The following is a 25,030-nucleotide window of genomic DNA, read 5'->3' as shown; positions in this document are numbered from 1 at the left end:
AATTCCAATTCCATAGGATTTCTTTTATTTAAACTTATTATTTATCAAGTTTCTTTAAAGAATCTCTAATTTCTTCTAATACTTCCAATTGAGGATCTTTAGGTGCTGGAGCTTCTTCCTTCTTGTCTTGACGTAACACTTTGTTGATACCTTTTACCATTAAGAATACAACGAAAGCAATAATCAAGAAGTTAATTACTGCATTTAAGAAACTACCAACTCTAAATGTCGCATTGCCAATTTTAAATACTAAATCAGAAAAATCAATTGCTCCGACAAATAAACCTAAGAAAGGATTAATAATATACTTAACTAAAGAATTAACAATAGCTGTAAAAGCACCACCGATGATTACCCCAACTGCTAAGTCCATTACATTACCACGAGATATGAATTCTTTAAATTCTTTTAACATAAAATAATCCTCCTAATAATAATATGTGGTTATAAGCTAGTATTATAACATATTGTTCACAATTATTAAATCTTTAATTATTATTTATATTAAAAAAATAGCATTAATTTCCCTTTTTTATCAATCTATTCATTCATATCATTACATTCTTATTTATACAAAAATAAATTATTTTTTATGGATTATAAAATTTCTCAATTCTTCTATCTGGAATAATCCAAAATAAAGTTGTTATAAACAATAGAACATAACTTAAGATTGGTAAAAATAAGACACAAATTGTAATAGTTAAATATAACGCTACTGAAACTTTACCTTTAAAGTCCCTACCAAATAACTGTTTCAACTTTGAATTTTTCTTATGTTGTCTCAAAACTTCAATTTGTAATAGATAGTAAGAGATCGAACACATGAATAATATAAATCCATAAACAAAGGTTGGTGCTGTTTTAAACAGGATATGTCCCTAACCATTTTGTCGCTACAGGTAGTAATGACATCCAGAATAACCAATGTAAATTGAACCATAGTATTTTTCCTGATACTCTTGATAACGTAGATACTAAATGATGGTGGTTATTCCAGTAAATTCCCACGTAAATATAACTAAGTACATATGTAATAAAAGTTGGGATAACTGCCCTAATAGCATCAAAGGTCGCACCGTCAGGCACATGCAACTCTAATACCATAATTGTAATTATAATTGCTAAAACTCCATCACTAAATGCCTCCATACGATTTTTAGGCAAAATACTCACTTTCTTTCTCTGCTATCTTAACAAGGGCTTTTTTAATCAGTCAACAAAAATAGCCGTGAGAACTCTCTCACGACTACAATATCTTATATTTTAAGCTTCTGCAAAATTTTGTTCATTCGCATGTGCTTTAACATTGTTAAAACGAATTTGATCCCTAATGTCATGTTCACAGTCTTCAGGGAAGTATACTTGATACCACAAAATAAATGTATAGATTGTAAAAATCTTTTGCATACTTGATTTACCATTCAAATGTTCTTTGAAGATTTCAAGTAATGCATCAGTATCAAAGAATTTCTTGGCAACATCAGATGTGAAAGCATCTTCGATCATTTTCTTATATTTAGGTTCTTTCATCCATTGAGCAACTGGAGATGGGAAACCTAATTTTTCCTTATTAGCAACCTTTTCAGGTAATTCTGCTTGTGCTGCTTTACGTAAGGAAATCTTAGTTGTATCTCCTTGAATACGAGTCTTAATTGGCATTGTAGCTGCAAATTTTGCAACTTCACGGTCAACCAATGGTGTACGAACTTCAAGTGAGTTTGCCATACTCATGCGATCAGCTTTTTGTAAGATATCAAATGGTAACCATGTGTTGATATCAAAGTATTGCATTTGTGTCATTTCATCTTTATCTTTTACTTCATCAAAGATGTGCTTTGTATATGCACCTGTATCAACATTTAAACTCTTATCTTTTAAGATTTTTTCACGTTCATGGTAGTTATAAACATAATTTACACGATAATAGCGTTCACTCAATGGTTGTGCACCACGAACTAAGAAACGTTGACCATGGAAACGAGGTAAATTTTCAACTGCTTTAGCTAAACCTTTACGCACAAAACCTGGAACCAATTTCTGATAACGTTCAAATGGACCAGCTTCAAGGTATGTGTTATATCCACCAAAGAATTCATCTGCACCTTCACCAGATAAAGCAACTTTAACGTGTTCTCGTGTACCCTTTGATAAGAAATACAATTGCATAGCAGATGGATTAGATAATGGTTCATCCATGTAATACATGATTGTTGGTAAAATACCAAAATAATCATCTGCATCAATCTTGATTGGTGTATTCTTTTGACCAATTCCTTCAGCAAAATCATGCGCCCAGTCAATTTCACTATATTTAGAACGATCATATCCTAATGTAAATGATTGAATGTGTTGCTTCTTAATTTTTGTTGCTTCATTAAATACATAACTTGAGTCAACACCACTAGATAAGAAACTACCTACTTCAACGTCCGCAACCATATGTGCATCAACAGATTCACGTACTAATTTACGAATTTGACTAGCATCGCTTTCTACTGTTTGTGAGTTATCAATCTTATCATAATTAAATTTATAATATTGATGTACCTCAGTCTTGCCATTCTTATGAATTACATATTGACCTGGCATAACTTTATAAACATGTTTAAACATTGTTTCCTTGGAAGGAATAAATTCGAAACTCAAATGAATAGGTAATAGTTCCTTGTTGAATTCCTTCTTGAAGTTTGGATGATCTAAGAAGGCTTTGATTTCAGAAGCCCATAAGAATGTTTCACCATCATCATAGTAGTATAATGGTTTAATTCCAAAATGATCACGAGCTAAAAATACTTCATTTTCTTTTTGGTTATAGATTGCGAAAGCATACATACCTCGAGTCTTTTGAAGCAACTCTGGACCCCAAGCATCATAGCCATGGATTAAAACTTCTGAGTCAACTTCTGTTCTAAAGTTATATCCTAATTCTTTAAGTTCTTTTCTAATTTCTTTATAGTTATAAATTTCACCATTAAAGGTTAATACTTTGGTTTGGTCTTGGTTATACATAGGTTGTTTACCATGAGCTAAGTCAATAATTGATAAACGACGAAATCCCATAGAAACATTGTTATCTCTAAAGAAAGCTTCATCATCAGGTCCACGGTGACGAATTCGATTAGCCATCTTTTCAATTACTTCATCTTGGACATCTGTTTGGTTAACATAACCGACAAATCCACACATATTTGTTCCCCTTACCTTCTATAATTTGTCCTAGAATAATTCTAGTAACTTATTTCATATTAATATTACATACGCATACATGTACGTACACAGTAATAATTGAATTATAGCACTTATCCCAGTAATTATACAAGAAAGGAACTCACTAGGAAAATATCTTATTTTTTTCTTTAGAATATTAAAAATATCCCTTGGTTATTAGTAATTTATCTAATAACTAAGAGATATTTGAATCTTCTTACTGTATTTGTTGTAACGCTTGTCCAACTGTTACAAAGTTGTTGCCATCTGAAATCGATGCAGGTTGTTCACTATTAGAACCATACATATTAGTTTGTTCATCAATCCAATTATTTTGATTAGCATCAACACCAAACATCTCAGCTGGTGAAATAAAATCAGTTGTTGCTGCAGTTTCAGAATTAGTTGGTAATGATGGCATTGGATATGCATTATTAATGTAGTTTGAAGCATTCTTAAAAGCTCCAATATGTAAATGAGGAGCATAACTATTATAATCTGGAGAAGCACCGGTTCCTCCAACAGTACCTACTTGTTGTCCGCTTGTTACTTGTTGCCCTTTAGATACTGTAATAGATGCTAGATGTTGGAAATATACAGCTGTATTAGATTCTTGGAAATATACGATAACTACATTACCTTGATCTGGAAGAAAGCCTGTATAACTAACAACACCGCTATTAGTAGCTAAAACTGGAGTACCTTGTACTGCCGGCAAATCCCAACCTTGGTGATATTGAACACCACCTATACTACGCCAGCCCATTCCTGAAGAAATTTGTAAATCATTTACACTAACATTTGGAAATGGTGAACTACTATTGCTTATTCCTTTAATTGCCGTTTGATTAATTGTATCTGCACTTACTTTTGAAAAAAATGTAGAGTGTTTCACAGTAGCTTTCTGAACATTCTTATGTTCTGTCATCGCAGTCTTAGAAATGTGCTTATTTTGCATCATTCCAGTAACACTAATTGAAGCTAACACTGCACTTGCCATAACTAGTCTTTGTGTTATTCTCAAAATTATTTGTCCCCTCTGTTTATTTCTATATATGTTCTTACTTTAAAAACTATCCAGTATTCATTGTACTAAATATGCCAATAATATGTAGCTTTTTCAATTAATCGTTAATCAACTGAAATATTTCACTTAGTTATTTTACACTTGGTTTACAAAGTATTAAAAAATGATTGAACTTATAATCTGTTCAATCATTTATATAATCAATTAAAGCCATATAGTCTTTGAGCTACTTTATAAACATCTGTAGCTAATTTCCTACCAAATTTTCCCGGAAGATTAACACCTATCCCAAATAGTCTTCTTCGTAAAATCCTGTATACATCGTCATATTCTTTTAAATAATTCCATAAATCATCTTTTAAATCCAAGTATTCTTTTGTATTTCCACGAATCAAAAGTATCGACGAAATAGTCGTAATAATTTCTAAATATCTCTTCATGTATTTTCCTACGTCAGAATTAACATCTATATTCTCAGCATAGAATTTTATCATTCTTTTATTAACATACAATTGTTGGTCTATTCGTTTGAGCATCACTTTTTCATTAACTGATTGATCTTCTCTTCCAATAAAATAGTGATACAAATCAACATCTAAATAGTACATCTTTTTAACATAAGGCAATGGCTCAAATACATAAAGGTTATCTACATAGAATTTATGCTTTGGTAATTTTAATTTAGCTTCTTTGGTTACTAGACTAGTTCTATATATAACCGCATGCATCAAAAAATATTCTCCATACAGTAAATGTACTTTGTTCCACGTGAAACTTTTATTTTTTGGTAACCATCGATACTTAATTACCTTTTTATGTCCTAACTCCACTTTATCGTAAATATAATTACAAATTAACATATCAATTTCTTCATTTGATTCTTCCAAACTCTCTAGAAAATTCAGAACTTTTTGATATGAATTTAAATCTAGCCAATCATCACTATCAACAACTTTTACATACTTTCCCTTTGCTAAATACATTCCAGTGTTTACTGCTTGCCCATGTCCTCCATTTTCTTGATGAACAGCCTTTATTTGCTTGGGATATGTACGTTCATATTTATCTATAATCTCAGCTGTCCTATCTGTCGAACCATCGTCTATTAATAAAATTTCAACTCTATCATTTCCGGGAAGTAACGACTCCACACACCGATCTATATAATCTTGCGAATTGTAACACGGAACTACAATACTCAATAATTTTTCCAAATAATTCACCTATTCTATTCACTATTAAAAATTAGATCATGTTAAATTCTAACATTACTCTCTTATTTCTTCCATAAGCATTATTTCTTTTTGTAAAATTTATTAGTGTTAAAATTAAGGTAGCGTTATAGAAAGAAGGTACCTTATATGAAAATAGGTTTTATTGGCACTGGTGTTATGGGAAATGCTATTTCCGTTAATTTGTTAAAAGCCGGCTATGAAATGGTTGTATATAATCGAACTAAATCTAAAACTGATAATTTAGTTTCTTTAGGTGCTGGTTGGGCTGACTCACCCAAAGAAGTAGCTCAACAAAGTGATATTATCTTTACAATGGTTGGATTCCCACCAGATGTTGAAGATGTATATTTTAATTCTGAAACTGGAATTTTCGCAGGAGCTAAACCACAATCTATCCTAGTTGATATGACTACTAGTCGCCCTTCTCTTGCTCAAAAGATTTATCAAGAGGGTCAAAAAAGAAATCTCTTTGTTTTAGATGCTCCTGTATCTGGCGGTGATGTTGGAGCAAAAAATGGTACTTTAACTGTTATGGTTGGAGGAGATAAAGAATCATTCGATAAGCTTACAGATATTTTTGAAGTTATTTCTCAGAGTTATCACTTATTTGGCCCAGCTGGTTCTGGACAACATGCTAAAATGGCAAATCAAATTATGATTGCTGGGACAATGACTGGATTAACCGAAATGCTCGTCTACGCTAAAAAAGCTGGACTAGACTTAGATTCTATTCTTACTACAGTAGGAGCTGGATCAGCAGCCAACTGGAGTCTAAGTAATTACGGCCCTAGAATTTTAGCATCTGACTATACTCCTGGATTTTTTGCTAAGCATTTTCTCAAAGATTTACGTATTGCTTTAGATTCTGCTAAAGACATGGGTATCCATCTTCCTGCGACAGAAAAAGCTGAAGAACTTTATCAAACAATGGTTGATGAATTTAAATTAGGTAATGATGGTACTCAGGGATTAATCAAGATATACGATTAAAAAAGACACTTAACAATGTATAAACATTGTTAAGTGTCTTACTTTAACTATTAATCTTCAGCAACAAATGGCAATAAGCCCATGATACGAGCACGCTTAATAGCAACTGTTAACTTACGTTGGTTCTTAGCACTTGTACCTGTTACTCGACGAGGTAAGATCTTTCCACGTTCAGAAATGAAACGACGTAATAAATCTGTATCCTTGTAGTCGATGTATTCAATGTGATTTGCTGCGATGTAGTCTACCTTACGGCGACGACGTCCGCCTCTACGTTGTTGAGCCATGTTATTCCCTCCTCACGCTTACTAGAATGGCAAGTCATCATCAGAAATATCAATAGATTGTCCATTATCAGCAAATGGATCAGCACTATTATCTGCTCCATTATTTGCTGGTGTATTTCCACCAAAACTATTATTTGATTGAGAATCACCGAATGGATTGCTATCAAACTGTGATGCTTGATTTTGTGAAGGAGCATTATTTCCGTAATTATTTTGTGTCATTCCATGTTGTTCACGATAACGATCTGCTTCGGCACGTGATTCTAACAATGAGAAATTCTCGGCTACAACTTCTGTAACATATACTCTTGTCCCTTGCTGGTTTTCATAAGAACGAGTTTGAATTCGTCCGTCAATCCCAACCAATGAACCCTTATGAGTAAAGTTGGCAAAATTTTCTGCTGGTTTACGCCACATTACACAGTTAATGAAATCAGCTTCACGTTCACCTTGTTGGTTAGTAAATTGACGATTTACAGCAACAGTAAATGTAGCAACCGCAGCTCCAGAAGCCGTGTAACGTAAATCAGGATCTCTTGTTAAACGGCCTACTAGAATAGCTCTATTAATCACAGTAACTCCTCCTTAATTTTTTATATCTCTTTTAAATTTATTAGTCTTCACGTTTAACGATCATATGACGTAAAATACCATCATTAATCTTTGCAAGACGGTCAAATTCGTTGATTGCATCTGCATTTTCAGCCTTGATGTTTACAATGTGGTAAATACCTTCACTGAAACCACCAATTTCGTATGCAAAACGACGCTTAGACCAGTCTTTTGAGTCTACGATTTCAGCACCATCGTTCTTCAAAATGTTATCAAAACGTTCTACTAAAGCAGTCTTTGCTGCTTCATCGATAGCTGGGCTGATGATGTAAGTAATTTCGTAATTTGTCATGTCTATTTGCACCTCCTTATGGACTTATGGTTCTCTGTTCTCCTTTGAACAGAGAACAAGGATTAATTTGAATGATATACATATATACATTCACGAATTAAAATTATATCATGATTTTAATCGTTTAGCAAGAGTTTTCCTGATTTACCCTACTAACAATTAACATACGCAAAATAAAAATCTTTTCAAAAAAAGATTGGGATATTTTCCCAATCTTAAAAAATTCTATTCACCATCTTTTTGAGCAGCATCTAATAATCTAGCAACATCGCTATCTTTTGTATCATCACTAATTTCAGTGCTTACTTCTTGAGTTGTTTCTTCACTATTTTCGCTTTCATCTTCTGGCTCAACTTTTGTCATTGTCGATACGATTGAATCAGCACCTAAATTAATTAATCTTACACCTAATGTTGCTCGTCCTGTTTCAGATACATCGCTAATCTTAAAGCGTATCATGACACCTTTATCGGTAATAACCATGATATCTTCATCACCATTTACAGTTGTTAGTCCTGCTAATGGTCCATTCTTTTCAGTAATATTCGTTGTCTTTATACCTTTTCCGCCACGACCTTTAATTGGATATTCACTAGCAGCAGTTTGCTTACCGTAGCCATTTTCAGAAATAACAAAGACTTTACTTTCAGGTTCAAGAATTGCAGAACCTATTACATAGTCGTTATCACGAAGACGGATACCCCTGACACCAGCGGCAGAACGACCCATTGATCTAATATCTTTTTCATCAAAAGATACAGCATAACCTTGATGAGTACCGATAATTATGTTCTTAGAATCATCTGTAGCTAAGACGTTTATTAATTCATCACCTTCACGCAAAGTTATAGCTTTCAAACCATTTTTACGGATATTTCCAAATTCATTAACTGAAGTTCTTTTTACCGTTCCTTGACGTGTGATAAAGAACAGATACATTTCCTTGTCAGTTTGAACTTTATCTGCAGGAATATTTATCACTGTTTGAATTTTTTCATTTGCAGAGATGTCCAATAAATTAATTACCGGAATTCCTTTAGCTGTTCTACCATATTCTGGAATTTCATATGCCTTCATTCGGTATACTTTCCCAACATTCGTAAAGAATAGCAATTCATCATGAGTTGAAGTTGTCAATAAATGTTCAATGAAGTCATCATCATGGACTCCCATACCTTGAACACCTCTACCACCACGATTTTGTGCCTTAAAATCACTAGTTGGTAGACGTTTAATATAGCCATTATGTGTTAATGTAACTACTACATTTTCTTCTTCGATTAGATCTTCATCTTCAATACTTAAAACTTCACCAACCATCAATTCAGTACGTCTTTCATCACCAAATTTTTCTTGAATTTCTAGTAGTTCTTCATAAATGATCTTATCAATTCTTTCAGGTTTAGCTAGAATATCCTCATAATCTGCAATTGCTGCCATTGTCTTCGAATATTCATTTTCAACTTTGTCTCTTTCAAGTCCTGTCAAACGTACTAAACGCATATCTAGGATAGCTTGAGCCTGTTTATCACTTAATTGATATTCATTCATCAATTTATCTTTGGCTACATCTGGACTTTGAGAACCACGAATGATATTAATGATAGCATCAATATGATCTAAAGCTATACGTAATCCTTCTAAAATATGGGCTCTTGCTTTAGCTTTCTTTAATTCAAACTCAGTTCTACGACGAATTACTTCTTCTTGATGTTTCAAATAGTATTGTAGAATTTGCTTCAAACTAAGGATCTTTGGTGTTCCATTAACAATGGCCAACATGTTAAAACCAAAAGTAGTTTGCATTAATGTTAATTTATACAAATTATTTAATACAACTGAAGCACTAACATCTCTACGAACATCAATCGTTACACGCATACCTTCACGATCTGATTCATCTTTAACATCAGTAATGCCTTCGATTTTCTTTTCACGTGCTAATTCTGCAATACGTTCAATTAATCGAGCTTTATTTACCATGTATGGCAACTCGTGTACAACAATTTGTTGTTTTCCATTAGCTTGCTCATCAATTTCAACTTTGGCACGTAAAGTAACAGTACCCTTACCTGTTTCGTATGCTTTTCTGATACCAGATTTTCCCATTACAATTGCACCAGTAGGGAAATCTGGTCCAGGGATTGCCTCCATCAAATCAGCTGTAGTTGCATCAGGATTTTTCATTAACATATGAATTCCGGAAATAACTTCTCCCAAATTGTGAGGCGGGATATTTGTCGTCATACCTACAGCAATACCTGTAGCCCCATTAACTAGCAAATTAGGAAAACGTGCTGGTAAAACAACAGGTTCTCTTTCAGTTCCATCGTAGTTTGGTTGGAAATCAATTGTATCTTTATTGATATCACGGAGCATTTCTAGAGTAATCTTTGACATTCTAGCTTCTGTATAACGCATCGCAGCAGCACCATCACCATCGACAGAACCAAAGTTACCATGACCATCTACTAACATATAACGATAACTGAAATCTTGTGCCATACGTACCATCGATTCATAAATCGCAGAGTCACCATGTGGATGAAACTTACCCATTACATCACCAACAATACGTGCGGATTTCTTATATGGCTTATCAGGAGTAACCCCTAATTCATTCATTCCATACAAGATACGACGATGAACTGGTTTTAAACCATCGCGTACGTCAGGTAAAGCACGAGCTACAATAACACTCATCGCATAGTCTAAAAACGATGTACGCATAACTTTAGATAAATCAACGTCTTTAATTCTATTTGGTAAATCTACCAATTTTCTTACCTCCTAACACTTTTGCTCACGATGTAATTAAACATCCAAGTTATTAACAAATGTTGCATTATCCTCTATAAATTGACGACGAGGTCCAACGTGATCTCCCATCAACATTTCAAATACTTCATTTGCTTCTTCTGCATCTGATAATTCTACTCTCAATAATCGACGATTTTCAGGATTCATTGTAGTTTCCCATAACTGTTCAGCATCCATTTCACCCAAACCTTTATAACGTTGAATAACAGGCTTTGGACTAGGTGGTAAACTTCCTAAAACATCATTCAATTCTTCGTCAGAATCAATATATTTTATCATCTTACCTTGACGCACTTGATACAAAGGTGGTTGTGCAATATATACGTAACCTGCGTCAAGCATAGGTTTCATGAAACGATATATCAAAGTTAATAGCAAAGTTCTGATGTGAGCACCATCGACATCAGCATCAGTCATGATGATTAACTTATGATAGTTTGCCTTAGAAACATCAAATTCTTCTCCAAATCCTGTTCCTAAAGCTGTAAATAGCGAACGAATTTCTTCATTAGCCAAAATTCTATCTATTGTTGCTTTTTCAACGTTTAAAATCTTACCTCTAATTGGCAAGATAGCTTGTGTTAAACGTGAACGTCCCTGCTTGGCAGAACCACCAGCAGAGTCCCCTTCGACAATAAATAACTCTGAAATTTCAGGATCTTTTGAAGTATTATCAGCTAATTTCCCTGGCAAATTAGAAATTTCTAAACCATTCTTCTTACGTGTTACCTCACGTGCTCTCTTAGCAGCAATACGAGCTTTAGCGGCTAAAAGTCCTTTTTCTACAATTTGCTTTGCAACTGTAGGATTTTCCAGCATAAATTTATTGAAAGTTTCACTAAATAATTTATCAGTAACCTTTCGAGCATCTGAATTTCCTAACTTAGTCTTTGTTTGTCCTTCAAATTGTGGATTAGGATGTTTAATTGATACTACAGCTGTTAAGCCTTCACGTACATCTTCCCCGGAAAGATTTGCATCATTTTCTTTAATCAAGCCACTCTTACGACCATAATCATTAATTACTCTTGTTAAAGCAGTCTTAAATCCAGATTCATGAGTTCCACCTTCATAGGTATGAATGTTGTTGGTGAAAGATAACAAGTTAGAATGGAAATCATTAGTGTATTGTAAAGCTACTTCCACCGCAATTCCTTTTTGTTCACCTTCAACATAAATAGGTTCTGGGAAAATAACTTCCTTACCCTTATTCAAGAATTCAATATAGTGTTTAATACCACCAGCATAGTGAAATTCTTCATGTGTTGGTTCTTCTTGACGCTTATCATCAATTGTTATCTTTAATCCCTTATTCAAAAAGGCTAATTCACGAATTCTCTTAGTTAACACATTGATGTCATAGGTCGTAGTTTCTGTAAAAATATCTGGATCCGGCTTGAAATGGACAATCGTTCCATGTTCATGGCGAGGACACTTTCCTACAACCGTCATGGCAGTAGCTACTTTACCTAATTTAAAGTCCATACCATAGACGTTTTCATCATCTTCTCGCATGACTTTTACATCTAGATTTGTTGATAATGCATTTACAACTGAGGCACCCACACCATGAAGACCACCAGAAACTTTATAGCCTCCACCGCCAAATTTACCACCAGCATGTAAGACCGTAAAAACTGTTTCTAATGCAGGACGACCTGTTTTCTTTTGAATATCAACAGGAATACCACGACCATTATCTTTTACAGTAATGCTATTGTCTTCTTCAACTGTTACATTAATTTCATCAGCAAATCCTGCTAAAGCTTCATCGATACCATTATCAATAATTTCCCATACTAAATGATGTAGCCCTTGAGAACTTGTTGAACCAATGTACATACCTGGGCGTTTACGAACAGCTTCTAAACCTTCAAGAACTTGTATTTGGCTAGCATCATATTCTTTTGCCTTTTCTTCTTGAAGTTTTTCTTTTCTTTCTTCTTCAGTCACAGCTATTCCTCCTCAATTGTAAATGAATTTTCTTCTGTAATTTTTCCGTTATCTATTTTAAAGATTTTGGGTTTATTAATTAATTGTTGCGCAACATCTGATAATCCTGGTGTAGTCAGGAATGTTTGTACTTTATTTTGAATAGTTTTCAATAAATGAGTTTGTCGAGCACCATCTAACTCACTCAACACATCATCTAACAACAGGATTGGATATTCATGTGTTTTTTCTTTCATCAAATCTATTTCAGCTAATTTCACAGACAACGCTGCTGTTCTTTGCTGGCCTTGCGATCCATACACTTGGACATTTTTGTCATTCAACATAAAACGAACATCATCTCTATGCGGGCCGAGCAATGTTGTCCCTTGAAAAATTTCTTTATCCATCATAGTTTTATACTGTTCAATCAAGGATTGCTTTAATTCCAACACACTCTTTCCTTGGTATTCTTTCAATGTACTTTCATACTGAAATTGTAAATGTTCCTTACCCTGTGTGATTTGGTTATGTAACTTATCAGCATATTTTTCTAATTCTTGTAAAAACTCTAATCTTTTAAAAATTATTTGCGAACCACTTTCTGAAAGTTGCTCTGATAATATTTCTAAATATACTTTATCCGTTGCCTTTTTGGTTTGTAGTTCTTTAAGATACTTATTTCGTTGGCGCAAAACCGCCCGATATTCAGTCAAGGCATGTAAGTAAAGAGCATCTATTTGTCCAAACTCCATATCTATGAACCTTCGACGAACTGATGGAGCCCCCTTAACTAGCGCTAGGTCTTCCGGCGCAAACAGAATAACATTTAATTGCCCGATATACTGTGACAATCTTGCTTTTTCCAAATAATTAACTTTGGCTTTCTTACCTTTACGACTTATCAAAAGTTCTAACTTCGTGTTACCTAAACGTTGATGAACTTCTCCTCTAATTAATGCGGCATCTTTTTTAAAGGTTACCATTTCCCTATCATTGCTCGTTCTATGACTACGTGCCATTGCTAAAACATATATAGATTCCAACAAATTAGTTTTTCCCTGAGCGTTTTTCCCAATCAAAACGTTAACTTGAGGAGAAAAAGCAACATTAACATCTTCATAATTTCGAAAATGTTTAAGTTCCAATTTTTCAAGATACATTATTTGTCAGCTTCCATCATAAACTTTCCATATTCAGGAATTTCAACTAAATCGTTAGGATATAACTTTCTACCTCTACGGTTATCCAATTCACCATTGATCAAAACATCATTTTCTTGTAAGAACCATTTCGCTTGCCCACCAGAACTAATGATGTCAACAATCTTTAATAATTGACCTAAAGTTATATAGTCTGTCTTCAACTTCACTTTTTGTGCCAAAATATCCCCTACTTTCTTTTAAATACCTTCTAATTATACCTTTTTTTTGATAAAAAGACAATTTTTAAAGGCTTTTTTAACCGTTTATAGCACTTTTACACCAATTTAGACTTATCCTACCTACCCTATATTAAAACGGCTCAAAATAACTCTTATTTGCTTTTTTAGCATATCCTAACTACAAGGAGCATTAATTGAAAGAACGGCAACACTACACCAAAGCTACTTATTCACCCTTAGTTTCATTTGTGAAATCTACACAAGTTTACAGCCTCAACGGTTATATCATTTTCCGATGATATTGATCAATCAATCACAATGGTATAGTATATTAATTTTTTACATAAAAATAAGACTCTTTATACATAAAAAGCATAAGAGTCTTATTTAATAAATTAATCTAATTTATCTTTTTAGAATGTTCTCACAGGTGTAATCAACTGAACAAAATTATCTTTATCTTCTGTTGGTACAATTGTGAATGGACGTAATGGTTGTGTAAACGCAATTGTAATTTCTGATTGACCAAATGAACGTAGGGCGTCTTTCATATAATCTGGATTAAATGAAATTTCTAACTCTGAACCTTCTAAATTTTTGAAATGTAATTCTTCTTCAACATTTCCAACTTCAGGAGTATTACCTGAAAGAACAACACTTTGTGCACTTGGATTAATTGCTAATTTAACTACATTATTGCGACCTTCATGAGATAGAAGGGAAGCACGTTCAATTGATTGAAGTAATTCTACTGCATTAAAATCAACTGTAATTTCTGAAACTTTCGGAATTAATCTTTCAGTATCAGGATATTTTCCTTCTAGTAAACGAGTGTAGAAAGAAGTATTACCTAGAATGAATAATGCTTGATTTTCTGAGATCTGAATTTCAATGTTTTCGTCACTATCAGAAATCATTTTAGATAATTCACTTAAAGATTTTCCTGGAATAATAACATCATAAACCGCATCGTCAGCACCTGACAATTTGATGATACGTTGACTTAAACGATGGGAGTCAGTTGCTACTGCAAGTAATTCTCCATTCTTTATTACCAAATGAATACCAGTTAAAATAGGGCGACTTTCTTGATTAGAAACAGCAATAACTGTTTGACTAATAACTTGTTTTAGTATGTCGCCGGGAACAGTTAATTGATCTTTTGAATCAATTTCTGGAAGATGAGGGTATTCTTCAGCATTTAACCCATTAATTGTAAATTCTGCTGATCCAGAAGTAATTGTTGCTTGAAATCTTTCGTTAATTTCAATTGTCATTGTTTGTTCTGGTAATTTCTTTACAATTTCACTAAAGAAACGAGCAGGTAAAACAACTGCACCTTCTTGTTCAATTTGTAATGCGGCATTATCATCTGCAATTGAAATGATTGTTTCAATGGATATATCTGAATTGCTACCAGTTAAAGTTAATGCATCCTTTGACAAATCCATTTTTAATCCTGTCAAAATATCAATTGTCGTTTTAGATGATATTGCTCGTTGAACATCGTTTAAATATTTGATAAATGATGCTCGTTGAATTGAAAATTTCATGTATATGAATCCTCCTAATATATATTTATATATTATTTATATAAGTAGTAGTAATAGTAGGGCTTGTTCATACTGTGGATAAGTATATAAAACCCTGAAATATAAGAAAATCACTTGTGGAATTGTTGTGGATAAAATTAGTAGGTTATTAACATTAATCCACAAACTAATCTTGCAGCTCGGCTCGCAGTTCATTTACTTCCTTTTGGAGAGTAGTGTCTGCATGAAGAGCTTCAGCAATCTTCTCATGAGCATGAATAACAGTTGTATGATCCTTACCACCAAATTCATTTCCAATTTTTGGAAGTGAGGCATCTGTTAGTTCACGTGATAAGTACATAGCAATTTGGCGAGGAATAACGATAGATTTAACACGTTTCTTTCCCTTTAAATCAGCAATTGTTACATGATAATACTTAGCTACTTTATCTTGAATGATAGGAATAGTTAGTTTGCTGGATTTGCCACTGACTTTTAAGTTTTTAAGAGCCTCAGCTGCTAGACTAGTAGAAATTGGAGTGCGAGTCATTGAAGAAAAAGCTTCTACTCGCATTAAAGCACCTTCAAGTTCTCTAATATTTGAATCTATTTGACCAGCTATATAACTAAGTGTGTCATCTGGAATAGAAACGTGTTCAGCCTCAGCTTTATTTCTTAAAATTGCGATTCTCGTTTCAAAATCTGGAGGAGTTATATCAACGGATAGCCCCCATTTAAAGCGAGAAACTAGTCTTTGTTGAAGTTTTGGAATTTCATTAGGCAGTCTATCTGATGAAAGAACGATTTGTTTTTTATCATCGTATAGCGCGTTGAAAGTATGGAAAAATTCTTCTTGTGTACCTACTTTATCTGCAAAAAATTGAATGTCATCTACAAGTAGTAAATCGACACTTCGATATTCACGTCTGAATTCTTCTTGACGCTTTGTTTGTATAGAACTAATGAAATCATTGGCAAAGGATTCACTAGTAACGTATTTTACTTTTGCATCAGGACGATTTTCTAACATTTGATGTCCAATAGCGTGCATTAAATGAGTTTTTCCCAAACCAACACCGCCGTAGAAGAAGAGCGGGTTGTAAAAAACGCCAGGTTCTTCAGCAACGGCTAGTGCTGCTGCATGTGCTAATTGATTACCTTTACCAACAACAAAAGTATCAAAAGTATAACGATCGTTAAGTTGAGTTTCTTTTAGAAAAGAAGAACTATTATTATTTTCTGCAACAGAAACTTTTTTTGGTGTAGTTACACTTTCTGAATTTGCTAGAGGATTAGGATCACTAGGTAGCTTAGCTAAAACAGTTATTTTTTCACCAGATACTTCTTGGATTAGATCTGAAATTTGTCCATTAAGCTTTTGAGTCCAATAATCCCTATGTAAAGGTGTTGGAACATTTACAATTAGTGTTTGATCGATATATTGAACTGGTTCTGCTGGACCAAACCATGCCTTGTAGCTAGCAGGATTTAAAGATTTACTGAAAGATTCAATAATATATTGCCAAAGTGAATCTAAATCTAAATTAAGCACAGGTAAGCCTCCTTTTTTAAATATTGTGAATATATTTTAGCATTTTTAAAAGAAGTTTTCCACAGGTGAAAATAATAAACTTTTTTATTAACAACAGGTGAATATAGATATCCACAAGTGCAAATAGAAAGACCAAAATTGTACATTATTTACACGTTATCCACAGAAAGCAGCAAAGGAAATACCTTGGAAAATAAAGAACTACACTGGTTATAAACAACGAAGATTATGTTTGTGGATAAAGTTATTAACAGGGTGTTGAATTAAAATTTTTCTATGAAAAACTCTGTGAATTGTTAGAAAGAAATTTTTTGAAGAATCACAATAAATTAACGTGTAATTATAGATTTTGTGGATAATTAGATGTTTCATTATTTAAATGCTACTTTTTTTTTAGTAGAAAGTATGATAACATTAATAAGTAAGTCTGAGCTTGACATTTTAACTACTTTTTAGTAAAGTAATCAGTATCATTGTTAAGTAAGGGTATTGAGGAGGTGTATATCAATGAAGAGAACTTACCAACCAAAGAAACGCCATCGTCAACGTGTACATGGTTTTCGTAAACGTATGAGTACAAGTAACGGTCGTAATGTGTTAGCACGTAGACGCCGTAAAGGTAGAAAAGTATTGTCTGCATAGGCCACTGGACCGTCAGTGGTCTTTTTTCTTATGTAGACTTTTCATGGAGATTTAATTATGAGAAAGTCATATCGCGTCAAAAAAGAAGCGGAATTTCAAACAGTCTTTACTCAAGGACAGTCTTGTGCTAACCGCCAATTTGTGGTTTACATGCTAGAAAAGCCTGATCAAAAGCATTTTCGAGTAGGAATTTCAGTTGGTAAAAAAATTGGAAATGCGGTAGCTCGCAATTGGGTAAAGCGTCGTATTCGCCAAAGTTTAACTGAATTGAAGCCTCAGTTGAAGCAAGATTGCGATTTTCTTGTGATTGCACGACCAACTGTTGCTTATATGTCAATGGCTGAAGTAAAGGAACATCTAAAGCATGTTTTGAAATTAGCCAAAGTATTAGGAGAATGACGTAAGAGAGGTACATATACAGTGAAAAAGTTAAAACGCAGTTTAGTTCTGCTGAGTTCACTAGTTCTGATGGTAGTTGTATTGTCAGGGTGTACTCCAACCACTAAGGTAGATGCTAGTAGCACGGGATTTTGGGATCATTATATTGTATGGAATTTCATTCGTGCTATTCAAGGATTAAGTCATATTTTTGGAAATAGCTATGGCTGGGGAATTGTAATTTTTACAATTATTGTTCGTATCATCATCTTGCCGCTAATGATTTATCAAATGAAGAGTATGCGTCAAACGATGGAATTGCAACCCAAATTAAAAGCATTGCAAGAAAAATATCCTGGAAAAGATATGGAATCAAGACAAATGTTGGCTAAGGAACAGCAAAAATTATATTCTGAAGCTGGAATTAATCCTTTTGCAAGTATGCTTCCTTTAATTGTACAGATGCCAATTTTGTTTGCTTTGTACCAAGCTATTTTTAGATCAGATGTTTTGAAGTCAGGTACATTCTTTTGGATGCAGTTGGGAGATAAAGACCCATATTATATCTTACCAATTTTAGCTGCAATTTTTACTTGGCTAACTTCTAAATTGAACTCAATGGCGCAACCTGAACAAAATACAATAACAACGGTAATGACATGGTCTATGCCGATTATGATTTTTGTATTTGCATTGAATGTTCCTGCTGCACTTTCTTTATATTGGGTAATTACTAATTTGTTTTCAGCAGGACAAACGTTACTTATCAATAATCCTTTCAAAATTAGAAAGGAACGTGAAGAAAAAGAACGTAAAGAGAAGGCTCGTCAACGTAAATTGGCTAAAGCTAAGCGTAAGGCCTATAAGAGTAAACGTAAATAGCATTATAAAAGTATCCATCGCGAGTACGATGGATACTTTTTTGTGAATAAAAATAAAATATCAAATATACTTATGTGGATAAGTTTATTTTTTAATTATTAACATGTTAAAAAATTAAGTTTCAATAAAAGATTGCAAAGAACAAATGAAATCATGTATACTTGAAATGTTTAATTTTATGTAAAGATTGTTAGCATAAATGAAAACACTGAAAATTTAATACGTACTTATTCAAGGAGGAAAAATCGTGTATCTAGCGATAAATATTGTTGGTGTACTTGTCTTTTTAGCGATTGGTTGGCTTTTATCTAAGGATCGTAAGCAAATTAATTGGCGTGCCATCGCTGTAATGGTATTATTTAACTTATTTTTGGCATGGTTCTTAACAAGCTTTTCAATCGGACGTGCAATTGTTGATGGAGCTGCAGCTGGATTTAATGAATTAATGAAAGTTGCCTATGTAGGTATCGAATTTGCGGTTCCTAGTATGGTTAAAGTTAAGCAAATGGACTGGTTTGTTTCTGTACTTCTACCAATTTTGATGATCGTTCCTTTATTCGATATCTTGACATATATTGGTATTTTACCTTGGGTTATTAAGTGGATAGGAAGAGGACTTTCTTGGTTGACAGGTCAACCAAAATTTGAATCTTTCTTTGCTATTGAAATGATGTTTTTAGGTAACACAGAAGCTTTGGCTATTTCAAGTTTGCAATTAAAGCAAATGAAGGCTGAACGTAACTTAACTTTAGCTATGATGTCTATGAGTTGTGTTACTGCTTCAATTATTGGTGCATATACTCAAATGATGCCAGGTAGTTATATTTTAACTGCTGTTCCAGTTAACGTTATTAATGCTTTGATTGTGACATCTATGTTGAATCCAGTAACAGTAACTAAAGAAGAAGATACAGTTGCTACAATGAAGGGATCAGCAGCTGCTGAAACTGAAGTAGGCGATGTTGATGCTGAAGGTAATGCAGTAAAAGAACCATTCTTCTCATTCTTAGGTGATTCTATCTTAGGTGCTGGTCGTTTGGTATTAATCATTGCTGCTAACGTTATTGCTTTTGTTGCTTTAGCTGCATTAATTGATAAGCTTTTAGGATATATTAATCCATGGTTATCTTTAGAACACATTTTAGGAATTGTAATGTTCCCATTTGCATGGTTAACAGGTTTGAATGTTCAAGACTCTTTCCAATTTGCTCAATACATGGGTATGAAGTTGGTAACAAATGAATTTGTTGTAATGGGTAAGGTTACAGGCACAATTAGTACACACGCATTTAATCCTCATTATCGAGCAATGTTAACAGTATTTTTAACATCCTTTGCTAACTTCTCAACTATTGGTATGATTATTGGATGCTTTAAGGGTATTGTAAATAAAGAAAAGAATGATTTAATTTCTAAGAATGTTGGTTATATGTTAGTTTCCGGTATTCTAGTATCACTCCTTTCTGCTGCTATGGTTGGTTTGTTCGTTTGGTAGGATGCAACAATCTTTAGTATGAAAAAAGCATTATGAGATTTCTCATAATGCTTTTTTATTATGTGTTCGTAATCAACTTAAAATAAGGCTTTAGCGGCAATTATCATAAAAATTAATAAAACAGTAGAGCTAATTGCAGCAGCTGAAAATACACTTTTACCACGCTTGAAGATAACTTTAAAGTTTACAGACATGCCTAATGCAGCCATAGCCATACCTAAAAAGAGATAAGCGATTTGAACAAGGCTATCGAGATAAGGTGCGATGAATGGAACAAATGTACCGATAATGCTAGTTAAGATGAAACCACCTAAAAACCAAGGGATAGGTAATTTAGAATTAGTAGTTTTAGTATTAAGGATATTTGCAGCCATTTTTTTACGATACCAAAGACCTACTAGAAGTGCTACAGGAGCAAGAAGTAGGACACGGGATAATTTCATAATAATTGCATTTTGAAGACTGATTGCACCATCAGCACCACCAGTAGCTACAGCATGAGCAATTTCATGAAGTGATCCACCCGCCATAATACCAAATTGGCTGGCATCTAATCCGATAAATGGTTTTAGAAAAATTTCAATTAAAGTAAATACAGTACCCATTACGCAGACAACTGCAACAGCTAAAACTTCATTTTCACGTTTTCTTTCTTCATTAGTAGTTTCTATTTGAGGGGAAACACCCATTACAGCAGCTGCACCACAAATTCCACAACCACACGCAGTTAGGATAGCCAATTCAGATTCAGCACCAAATTTTTTACAGAGGTAATAAGTGAGAGTAATCGTACCACTTACGACAATAATTGAAAGAATAATGGTTTTTATTCCTGCATTAGCTAAAGTTATGAGATTAAGTTTGAATCCTAATAGGATAATCCCTAAGCGGAGAAATTTATTAGAAATAAAACCTATTCCAGAGGAAGCTTTATTAATAGTTTGAGGAAATGATTGGAATGCAATTCCTAATAATAATGAAAGAACTAAAGCTCCAATTAAACTAAGGTAAGGAAGTTTGGCTAAAAAACTACCTAGGACAGAACAAATAAAAGTAAGAAGAGCAGCGAGCCAAAATGCACGTTTTTTAAGTATAGTCATATAAACACCTCTTTGTAAATATTTTCTATAATAAATGTACCAAAAACCTTTGATAAAATTAAATAATGAATTACTATGTTATCATAAGTATAAATTATGGAGAGTAAAATGTTAGATAATAAAATTGAAACGTTTATGATGGTAGCCCATCTAAAGTCATATACCAAAGCGGCAGAAAGTTTGTTTATAAGTCAACCAGCAGTGTCTCAACAAATTAGACAATTGGAAGAAGAATTTGGAGTAAAGCTATTTAACTATGAAAAGAGGAAATTATTTTTAACAACTGAGGGAAAAGAATTATTGAAATTTGCAGAATCAGTGAAAGTACAAACAAAAAATATAAAAATAAAAATGAAATTATCTGATAAGCAAAGTAGCCCATTGAATTTTGCAACAACATTTTCACTTAGTAATAATGATGCATGGAAAATTGTTGATTACTATAGAAGTCAAAGAAGTAAGAAAATTGTGTGTCAAACTTTTAATACTCAACAATGTTTAGAAGCTCTTAATAATGGAAAAATAGATTTTGCATTGATTGAGGGTAATTTTAAGCAAGATGACTATGATAAAGTAATCATTAGAAATGAACCATTTATTGCAGTAGGAAAAAGGAAATTAGGTATAGAAGCAAATAAAGAATATGATTTACGCGAACTAATAAATTATCCATTAATTTATCGAGAACAAGGGTCAGGTTCGTTAGAAATAACAAGACAAATATTGGGTATGAGGAATTTAAGTCCAATAGATTTTAAACAAGAATACCAAATTGGGAGTCTAAGTTTATTTAGAAGAATGCTATTAGATGGAGTAGGGATAGGATTCTGTTATCAATGTTTATTAACAGATGAGTTGGATGATGGAATTATTCAGAAGATAAAAATAAAAAATATGGAAGTGGCTCATCCTATCTCATTAGTGTGGTTAAAAGGAAATGATCAATTAAAAGAAGAAATACAAGTAGTGAAGGAAATCTTAAAGTAATAATAAAAGTAATTATGGAAATAAATTAGCGACAAATCCAAGTTTTTCAGTAGCTTGAATTTGTCGCTAATTGTCATATTAAAAAGAAAATTAGTTAAAGACACCTGTTGTAGGATCCATTTTTTGAATAGAACCAGTAGTAGGATTATAATGATAAATTCCTTTTAGATTAGTAACCGCAGTGCTACCAGGAGATTGAGTACGAATTTCAATTTCATACATACCATTATTTTCCCCAGTTATAAAAGCAATATCACTATTTCCAAGTTGAACACCTGAAGCGTTTAAAAATGAAGTTAAAACGGAATTGTTATCTGTAGTAACATCTTGTGATTGACTTGAAGCAGAAACAGAACTTGAAGCAGAAACAGAACTTGAAGGGATTGCGTTTGAAGAATTACTTGCTACTTCGCTGCTAGAGCTAGAAGATTGTGAACTGCTACTAAACTTATTTGAACTAGATTTTTTTTGACTAGAACTTTTTACTAATTTAGAAGTCTTGACAGAACTAGAACTACTGCTAGACTCAGAGTTTTGAGAAGTAGAATTGTTGCTACAAGCCCCTAATAAAAATAAAGATATAAAAAGTGGTATAAGAAATAATTTTTTTCTCATGGTAAAACCTCCTTTAATATAGTGAGTTAATTTCCTGATAACAATTGGTTAAAACTTTCATCAGACATATTGGGAATGACACGTTGACGATGAAGTTCGTATAAACCTTGACTGACATTTGCTAATCCAGGTTTAGTAGTAAGTGCAAATTTATATCCAGCACGTTGAGCGATGAAAGGTGAGGCTGGAGTATATCTACCAACAGGATATATAAGTAAAATGGTATTTTGTTTTAGAGAACGATTGAGTAGCCCACGAGAGTTAGCCATTTCTACTAATTGTTGCTCAGTATTTAAAGTATTGAGTTCAGTATGTGAAACGGTGTGACTAGCAATACTGACCAATTTTTCTTTACGTAATTTCTTTAATTCATTAGTTGAAAGCATATCAGGTGTATTAATCTTGTCGGTAATCATACCAATTGTTGCATGTAAAGAAAGCTTCTTTAGAATAGGATAAGCCGAAGAATAATTATTTTCATAACCATCATCAAAAGTAATAAAAACAATTTTATTTTCTTTACCAACTGGTACCTCTTGCCTTGTTAGAACACGATATGCTTCATTAGGAGTAAGGGTGTAATATCCTTCCTTATGTAATAATTCCATCTGATGTTCAAATTGTTCGGGAGGTAGGCATAAACTATTTCCCGGGATATTTGCGATGCTATGATACATCAAGATTGGAAAACTAACAGGAGCTGTTACTTTTTTCCAATGAGTATGTTCTTTGCGATGATGAGAAGAACTAGCAGATACTACTGGAATATTTAAAAATGAAAGCACGACAAAAAAAGTTGTAAATACTATTAAAAATAATTTTTTCATTAACCGATACCTATATTTCTATTTTTTACTTTAAGTTTAGTTTAATCAGAGGACATTTGCAACATAGATTAATATGTATAGTAATTTTTCCAAAAAAAAAACTGCTGAATCTTAAAAGATAAAGCAGTTAGAAAGTATATTATTATCTGAAATCTTGAATACTTAATGCGGGCATAAGTTCGCCAGAATTATCTCCAGTCAAACGAAGAAGAGAATTGTTAGTATTCAAAGAAATTTTCATATTATCGTCCATATACATTTTGGAGTAACCTTTATAGTAGAATTTTCCAATATTGGAATCAATTACTTCATTATAATCTTTTTTATAGTCCATATCTTTAGACACAACTAAAATTCTAAAGTCACTATTTAAAGAGCAAACTCCAACTTTTGATAGGGCACCAACACCATCATCAAAATCAAGCAATAAAACTGCGTTAGAATCATCTGTATAACGTTGTAATTTTTTTGCTGCATCATCAGTAACTGTTATTTTCATAAATGTAACCCCCTAGATAAAATGATTTACTATCTATATCTTTAATGATACTCAAAAGTTGGGATTAATCAATTATATTGCTTGCAATATAATTAGTTCTATAATTTATAGAAGAAAGAAAACAATTTTTAAACGGAATTTTCATATATTATTCAAAAATAAACAGTAGTATAAGAGCATAACCTAATAGCAATATAGATTTTCTATATTAACCTTTCATTTACTCTTCTCCCCCGAAAGTAAACGAAATTAACATGCATCCCCCCTGAATGATGTATGTAACTAACTCCTTTTACCTCCATATTGTAATGTGGAGGTTTTTTATTTGGATAAAGAGAGGAAAGTGAAGAACGATTTGTAAGAAATATTGAATTTTTTCTTCACAATTTCTTCATAAATGAAATATATGATATGAGTATCAACTAGTTAATAGTTAGTTGATATCTCCCCCTGAAATATTTTTGAGATTTAAAAGTATTGATTATTTCCCCTAATAATTGATACTAAACATATTAAACTCCTTTTTTCCTCATAGTTGATGACTATGAGGTTTTTTTATTAAATAATCGCAAAATTATTGCTTGACGGAGATTTAAAAAAAGTGTATAGTAATACGTGTCATGTATTGCTACATTAAATGATGTGGCAATATGAGAGATAAGAAAAAATAAAAAAGTTATTGACAAATATATGATGACTTGATATGATGTAAAAGTTGTCAGTTGTTGATAG

The 25,030-nt window shown here is 32.9% G+C and carries 25 protein-coding genes; 6 read left to right on the top strand and 19 right to left on the bottom strand.

Going from position 1 to position 25,030, the window contains the following annotated elements; all coding sequences use genetic code 11:
* Window positions 1-37 precede the first annotated feature (37 nt).
* The 6 genes from mscL to NOU10_RS06935 form a co-directional block, all read right to left on the bottom strand.
* Window positions 38-415 (bottom strand): large-conductance mechanosensitive channel protein MscL, encoded by a 378-nt coding sequence (gene mscL / locus NOU10_RS06960; RefSeq protein WP_003701438.1) that lies wholly within the window; start codon window positions 413-415, stop codon window positions 38-40.
* A 175-nt stretch (window positions 416-590) separates the two neighbouring features.
* Window positions 591-827, bottom strand: a complete 237-nt coding sequence (locus NOU10_RS06955) for a hypothetical protein (protein WP_255906409.1) — start codon at window positions 825-827, stop codon at window positions 591-593.
* A 37-nt stretch (window positions 828-864) separates the two neighbouring features.
* A complete protein-coding gene (locus tag NOU10_RS06950; RefSeq protein ID WP_253006136.1) occupies window positions 865-1,167 on the bottom strand; it encodes a TMEM175 family protein in 303 nt (100 codons plus the stop codon).
* Between the two features lie 99 nt (window positions 1,168-1,266).
* Entirely contained in the window at window positions 1,267-3,189 is a 1,923-nt protein-coding gene (gene asnB, locus NOU10_RS06945; protein WP_253006137.1) for an asparagine synthase (glutamine-hydrolyzing), read from the bottom strand.
* 238 nt (window positions 3,190-3,427) lie between these two features.
* Window positions 3,428-4,210: a M23 family metallopeptidase gene (locus tag NOU10_RS06940; RefSeq protein ID WP_087251059.1), complete on the bottom strand. Its 783-nt coding sequence runs from the start codon at window positions 4,208-4,210 to the stop codon at window positions 3,428-3,430.
* 227 nt (window positions 4,211-4,437) lie between these two features.
* The gene (locus NOU10_RS06935) at window positions 4,438-5,451 is read right to left on the bottom strand and encodes a glycosyltransferase (protein WP_160995179.1); all 1,014 of its coding nucleotides are present in this window, start codon (window positions 5,449-5,451) and stop codon (window positions 4,438-4,440) included.
* A gap of 147 nt (window positions 5,452-5,598) precedes the next feature.
* On the opposite strand from NOU10_RS06935, the gene NOU10_RS06930 reads away from it, so the two are divergent.
* A complete protein-coding gene (locus NOU10_RS06930) occupies window positions 5,599-6,462 on the top strand; it encodes an NAD(P)-dependent oxidoreductase (protein ID WP_255906408.1) in 864 nt (287 codons plus the stop codon).
* Window positions 6,463-6,512: 50 nt separating this feature from the next.
* Here NOU10_RS06930 and rpsR read toward each other — a convergent pair whose 3' ends face one another.
* From rpsR to dnaA, 9 genes are all read right to left on the bottom strand, one after another.
* Window positions 6,513-6,749, bottom strand: coding sequence for a 30S ribosomal protein S18 (gene rpsR, locus NOU10_RS06925; RefSeq protein WP_003701427.1), 237 nt, complete (start codon window positions 6,747-6,749; stop codon window positions 6,513-6,515).
* A 21-nt stretch (window positions 6,750-6,770) separates the two neighbouring features.
* Entirely contained in the window at window positions 6,771-7,322 is a 552-nt protein-coding gene (gene ssb / locus NOU10_RS06920; RefSeq protein WP_003703384.1) for a single-stranded DNA-binding protein, read from the bottom strand.
* Window positions 7,323-7,362: 40 nt separating this feature from the next.
* The gene (rpsF, locus tag NOU10_RS06915) at window positions 7,363-7,659 is read right to left on the bottom strand and encodes a 30S ribosomal protein S6 (protein WP_269148675.1); all 297 of its coding nucleotides are present in this window, start codon (window positions 7,657-7,659) and stop codon (window positions 7,363-7,365) included.
* A gap of 219 nt (window positions 7,660-7,878) precedes the next feature.
* The gene (gene gyrA / locus NOU10_RS06910; protein WP_255906407.1) at window positions 7,879-10,431 is read right to left on the bottom strand and encodes a DNA gyrase subunit A; all 2,553 of its coding nucleotides are present in this window, start codon (window positions 10,429-10,431) and stop codon (window positions 7,879-7,881) included.
* A 36-nt stretch (window positions 10,432-10,467) separates the two neighbouring features.
* The gene (gene gyrB, locus NOU10_RS06905; RefSeq protein ID WP_255906406.1) at window positions 10,468-12,426 is read right to left on the bottom strand and encodes a DNA topoisomerase (ATP-hydrolyzing) subunit B; all 1,959 of its coding nucleotides are present in this window, start codon (window positions 12,424-12,426) and stop codon (window positions 10,468-10,470) included.
* A 2-nt stretch (window positions 12,427-12,428) separates the two neighbouring features.
* Entirely contained in the window at window positions 12,429-13,568 is a 1,140-nt protein-coding gene (gene recF / locus NOU10_RS06900; protein ID WP_255906405.1) for a DNA replication/repair protein RecF, read from the bottom strand.
* On the bottom strand, window positions 13,568-13,789 hold the full coding sequence (gene yaaA / locus NOU10_RS06895; RefSeq protein WP_003701414.1) for a S4 domain-containing protein YaaA: 222 nt from the start codon (window positions 13,787-13,789) through the stop codon (window positions 13,568-13,570). The genes recF and yaaA overlap by 1 nt, the downstream gene beginning before the upstream one ends.
* 413 nt (window positions 13,790-14,202) lie before the next feature.
* Window positions 14,203-15,342, bottom strand: a complete 1,140-nt coding sequence (gene dnaN, locus NOU10_RS06890; protein ID WP_003701413.1) for a DNA polymerase III subunit beta — start codon at window positions 15,340-15,342, stop codon at window positions 14,203-14,205.
* A gap of 166 nt (window positions 15,343-15,508) precedes the next feature.
* Window positions 15,509-16,873, bottom strand: coding sequence for a chromosomal replication initiator protein DnaA (gene dnaA / locus NOU10_RS06885; protein ID WP_161022843.1), 1,365 nt, complete (start codon window positions 16,871-16,873; stop codon window positions 15,509-15,511).
* Between the two features lie 507 nt (window positions 16,874-17,380).
* Between dnaA and rpmH the strand changes: the two genes are divergently transcribed.
* The 4 genes from rpmH (at window position 17,381) to NOU10_RS06865 (ending at window position 20,270) form a co-directional block, all read left to right on the top strand.
* Window positions 17,381-17,515: a 50S ribosomal protein L34 gene (rpmH, locus tag NOU10_RS06880; RefSeq protein ID WP_003701411.1), complete on the top strand. Its 135-nt coding sequence runs from the start codon at window positions 17,381-17,383 to the stop codon at window positions 17,513-17,515.
* Window positions 17,516-17,572: 57 nt separating this feature from the next.
* On the top strand, window positions 17,573-17,914 hold the full coding sequence (rnpA, locus tag NOU10_RS06875; RefSeq protein WP_003701410.1) for a ribonuclease P protein component: 342 nt from the start codon (window positions 17,573-17,575) through the stop codon (window positions 17,912-17,914).
* 21 nt (window positions 17,915-17,935) lie between these two features.
* Window positions 17,936-18,775 (top strand): YidC/Oxa1 family membrane protein insertase, encoded by an 840-nt coding sequence (locus NOU10_RS06870; RefSeq protein ID WP_003705633.1) that lies wholly within the window; start codon window positions 17,936-17,938, stop codon window positions 18,773-18,775.
* A gap of 247 nt (window positions 18,776-19,022) precedes the next feature.
* A complete protein-coding gene (locus tag NOU10_RS06865) occupies window positions 19,023-20,270 on the top strand; it encodes a NupC/NupG family nucleoside CNT transporter (protein ID WP_003701408.1) in 1,248 nt (415 codons plus the stop codon).
* Between the two features lie 77 nt (window positions 20,271-20,347).
* Here NOU10_RS06865 and NOU10_RS06860 read toward each other — a convergent pair whose 3' ends face one another.
* Complete coding sequence (locus NOU10_RS06860) at window positions 20,348-21,370, bottom strand: YeiH family protein (RefSeq protein ID WP_255906403.1); 1,023 nt, start codon at window positions 21,368-21,370, stop codon at window positions 20,348-20,350.
* Window positions 21,371-21,478: 108 nt separating this feature from the next.
* Between NOU10_RS06860 and NOU10_RS06855 the strand changes: the two genes are divergently transcribed.
* Window positions 21,479-22,357: a LysR family transcriptional regulator gene (locus NOU10_RS06855; RefSeq protein WP_094371748.1), complete on the top strand. Its 879-nt coding sequence runs from the start codon at window positions 21,479-21,481 to the stop codon at window positions 22,355-22,357.
* A gap of 90 nt (window positions 22,358-22,447) precedes the next feature.
* Here the strand turns inward: NOU10_RS06855 and NOU10_RS06850 are convergent, their stop codons facing one another.
* The 3 genes from NOU10_RS06850 to NOU10_RS06840 all read right to left on the bottom strand — a co-directional run bounded on the left by NOU10_RS06850 (window position 22,448) and on the right by NOU10_RS06840 (window position 24,298).
* Window positions 22,448-22,972 (bottom strand): hypothetical protein, encoded by a 525-nt coding sequence (locus NOU10_RS06850; protein WP_255906402.1) that lies wholly within the window; start codon window positions 22,970-22,972, stop codon window positions 22,448-22,450.
* Between the two features lie 26 nt (window positions 22,973-22,998).
* Complete coding sequence (locus NOU10_RS06845; RefSeq protein WP_255906401.1) at window positions 22,999-23,799, bottom strand: polysaccharide deacetylase family protein; 801 nt, start codon at window positions 23,797-23,799, stop codon at window positions 22,999-23,001.
* Window positions 23,800-23,941: 142 nt separating this feature from the next.
* Entirely contained in the window at window positions 23,942-24,298 is a 357-nt protein-coding gene (locus NOU10_RS06840) for an iron-sulfur cluster biosynthesis family protein (protein WP_003701399.1), read from the bottom strand.
* Between the last annotated feature and the right edge of the window lie 732 nt (window positions 24,299-25,030).

The sequence above is a fragment of the Ligilactobacillus sp. MP3 genome (assembly GCF_024436335.1).
GTDB lineage: Bacteria > Bacillota > Bacilli > Lactobacillales > Lactobacillaceae > Ligilactobacillus > Ligilactobacillus salivarius.
The sequence above is the reverse complement of the archived record's forward strand: the minus strand, read 5'-3'. Positions and strand labels throughout refer to the sequence as shown.